This window comes from Arthrobacter sp. efr-133-TYG-104 (assembly GCF_030208915.1).
Lineage (GTDB): Bacteria > Actinomycetota > Actinomycetes > Actinomycetales > Micrococcaceae > Arthrobacter.
Window position 1 is genome coordinate 1 of sequence record NZ_JARVTA010000029.1, and the last position, 1,490, is coordinate 1,490.

1 protein-coding gene is annotated in these 1,490 nt (G+C 62.6%); it reads left to right on the plus strand.

The features are described 5' to 3' along the window. Positions 1-1,490: thiamine pyrophosphate-binding protein (locus tag QRN04_RS16865; RefSeq protein WP_502868821.1), on the plus strand; the 1,490-nt coding region annotated here is incomplete at both ends.

A 1,490-nucleotide genomic window follows, 5' to 3' on the forward strand; every position in this document is an offset into this window, starting at 1 on the left:
TTCTTCCGGGGCAAGGACCACCCCTCGGGCGGGGACCAGGTGTTTTTCCAGGGCCACGCCTCGCCCGGGATGTACGCCAGGGCGTTCATGGAAGGACGTTTGAGCGAGGAAGACCTGGACGGGTTCCGGCAGGAGAAGTCCAAGGCCGGGCACGCGTTGTCTTCGTACCCGCACCCGCGTCTGATGCCTGATTTCTGGGAATTCCCGACCGTGTCGATGGGTATCGGCCCGATGAACGCGATCTACCAGGCCCAGTCCAACCGGTACCTGCATAACCGCGGGATCAAAGACACCTCCGACCAGCAGGTCTGGGCGTTCCTCGGTGACGGGGAAATGGACGAACCCGAATCCCGCGGGCTGCTCCAACTCGCCGCGAACGAGAACCTGGACAACCTGAACTTCGTGATCAACTGCAACCTCCAACGCCTGGACGGCCCGGTCCGGGGCAACGGGAAAATCATGCAGGAACTCGAAGCGTTCTTCCGCGGCGCGGGCTGGAACGTGATCAAGGTCGTCTGGGGCCGGGAATGGGACTCCCTGCTGGAAGCAGACACCGACGGGGCGTTGGTGAAAATCATGAACGAAACCCCCGATGGTGACTACCAAACCTACAAAGCCGAATCCGGCGGGTTCGTCCGGGAACACTTCTTCGGGAAAAACCCGGCCACCAAAGACATGGTCGCGGACCTCACCGACGAACAGATCTGGGGCCTCAAACGCGGCGGCCACGACTACCGCAAGGTCTACGCCGCCTACAAAGCAGCGACCGAATTCAAGGGCAAACCCACCGTCATCCTCGCCAAAACCGTCAAAGGCTACGGACTGGGCCCGCACTTCGAAGGCCGCAACGCGACCCACCAAATGAAGAAACTGACCATGGAAGACCTCAAAGCCTTCCGTGACCACCTCCGGATCCCCATCACGGACGAACAACTCGACGCGGACCTCTACCGGCCCCCGTACTACCACCCCGGCATGGACGCCCCCGAAATCAAATACCTGATGGAACGCCGGAACGAACTCGGCGGGTTCGTCCCCGAACGCCGCCGCACCCACACCCCGGTCACCCTCCCCGAAGCGAAGTCCTACGACGTCGCCAAACGCGGATCCGGGAAACAACAAGCCGCGACCACCATGGCCTTCGTCCGGCTCCTCAAAGACCTCATGCGCGACAAAAACTTCGGGACCCGGTTCGTGCCCGTCGTCCCGGACGAATCACGGACCTTCGGCATGGACGCGTTCTTCCCGACCGCGAAAATCTACAACCCCAAAGGCCAGAACTACCTCTCCGTGGACCGCGACCTCGTCCTGGCCTACAAAGAATCCCCCGCCGGGCAACTGATCCACCCCGGCATCAACGAAGCCGGCGCCGTCGCAGCGTTCACCGCCGCCGGGACCTCCTACGCCACCCACGGCGAACCCCTCGTCCCGATCTACGTGTTCTACTCCATGTTCGGCTTCCAACGCACCGGCGACTCCTTCTGGGCAGC